Origin of the sequence: Moorena sp. SIO4A1 (genome assembly GCF_010672065.1) — a bacterium.
Taxonomy (GTDB): domain Bacteria; phylum Cyanobacteriota; class Cyanobacteriia; order Cyanobacteriales; family Coleofasciculaceae; genus Moorena.
On sequence record NZ_JAAHHX010000348.1, the window covers coordinates 1 to 2153 of the forward strand.

Consider the following 2153-nt stretch of genomic DNA (forward strand, 5'->3'; position numbering starts at 1 on the left):
TACAAGACTTTCCGTTTACAGCCCTCCAACGGTTTGAAGGACTCAACTTTGAAGAGAAAGAGTCTACAGGGACAGCTAATCCTAAGCTCGATAATCGCATCCTGCGGCTGGAGGTAGATATTCTAAAACGGCGAGGTTTTCAGCCTTATTGGGAGCGGTACTAATACCCTTTCAATTTAGTTTTTATGATTAGGGCAAGATGTTAGCTTTTAGGTGTTAGCTTTTAGGTGTTAGGTTTTAGTCCTTAAAGCCTAGCACCTGATAGCATTTCGATTTTATTTATGAACCAAGCAGCCTGTTTAAATAAGACTTGAAGCTAGTTTAACATCTCAAATTAAACTTATATATATAAATAGATAGCCAAGAAGGTAATGGACTAATGATACCCCTATCAAATTGTAACTACGTAGGTAAATTAGACCAAATATTTCCCCAGCAACCAATGTAACTAGTATCGCTTGAGTTCCTAGGCTAACGTGAAACATTCCAAATAAAATTGCTGCAATAAAAACAGAAAAGTAACCTTTTTCATCTAGGAGAAATCGTTGCAAAGCTGTTTGCACAGTAGCTCGGACAAACTCTTGTATATAAGAGTGTATAAAATAAGTGAATGACATCACAGATACTAAAGATATCGGAAATTTTAATATTTTTGATGTTAATTGATTTCCGGTCGTAATTAGATCTATTCCAAAGGCTATTAACCCTATTAATATAATTCCTAATCCACTGATTATCAAGCCATCTAAAACAGATTTTTTAAAATTTATTTTTGTCACTCCTACTTGATCTAAAGAAATATTAAACTTTGTCAAGGTAATTAAAGCAGGAATGACTATTACTACAAGATGTATCCAAATAAACGCCACTGAATAAAGATTCAGAAAATTTGGGAAAAAATCATCCAAACATGAATTAATCAGTATTGCGATCAGCGACATCACGAATATGATTACGAAAAACAAGCCAAAATTATTGCGTTCTTTTAGCTGGTCGATTTGTTCTTGGAGATTAGCTGTATATTGAGTAGTCCAATATCGTAGACGCTTACTGACGTCATAAGTTATTGCTTCATCTATAATCTTGATGATTTCTTGAGCGTCATCGACATTCTCAAGCAGCTGGGTTCTAGATAAGATATAAACTTCAGTATTCGGTTGTGCTATTACAGAGCAAGTTCTAGGTCCTTCATCGAAGAATGACATTTCTCCGAAAGTTTCCCCGGCTAGGATTTCTCCAAATTTAATATTTGTATTAGTACGGGTTTCAACTTTCAATAAATCAACGGCTCCTGAGATAATAAAGTAAATTTCACTACTATATTCTCCTTCTTTGACAATCAACTCTTCCTGAGAGTATTTTTTAATTTCTCCAATCTTCTCTACCTCTTTTAACTGATCTTCGTTCAGGTATCCTAAAATATCAAACTTCTCTAACATGGATTAATACTGCCCATTTGAGGGTAACAATAAATCAAATCAACAAATCAAATCAACGACTTAGTCGCTGTTTTTTTTTAAAGTATCAAAAAATGATACAGATGGCAAAGCCATAATTTAAAGAATTATGACTGTGATATATTTTGCTCTTTACTTGCGTATTACCACTGACATTATAACGGTTTGGGGTTTATTTTAAGAGCGATTGCTTTAGTGGTGGGAAGCTTCAGAGGTTCGTTCCACTTCTTCAACCAAAATTACTGGAATTGGACTGGTTTCTAACACTGCCTGAGATACGGAACCGACCAGGACTTGCTGCCAGGGTTGATGTCCCCGTTTTCCGATCACTATATCTGTTACTTGATGCTCTTGGGCTATGCGAACAATTTCTTTGGGAATCGAACCGGTTACGGTAATAAACTGATGCCGAATATCCAAGAGCAAGCGTTTGGTTTGGTTCTGTAACTGCTTGACTTCTGGCTGATTTGATGTGGTGATCACATGTAAAACAATAACTTCCCCATTACTTCGTCTTGCTAAATCTGCTACTTTAGTTAATACGTGGGTGGCTAAACTAGAGGTATCGACAGCGGCTAGTAGGAGAGTATGAGAGGCAACGGTTACTTTGGTGGGGTCTACAGGGTCTTGGGATAAGAGTTTAGGGGCAAAGGTGGGAATTGCCCAAGCCCCTAGGGGTGCGGTAATCAAAATCGA

The 2153-nt window shown here is 36.8% G+C and carries 2 protein-coding genes; both read right to left on the reverse strand.

Annotation, left to right across the window (positions count from 1 at the left end):
• Positions 1 to 329: 329 nt before the first annotated feature.
• The gene (locus tag F6K53_RS38080) at positions 330 to 1439 is read right to left on the reverse strand and encodes a cyclic nucleotide-binding domain-containing protein (protein ID WP_075898256.1); all 1110 of its coding nucleotides are present in this window, start codon (positions 1437 to 1439) and stop codon (positions 330 to 332) included.
• A gap of 210 nt (positions 1440 to 1649) precedes the next feature.
• A partial coding sequence (locus F6K53_RS38085) for a universal stress protein (protein ID WP_293084921.1) occupies positions 1650 to 2153 on the reverse strand: 504 nt, incomplete at its 5' end.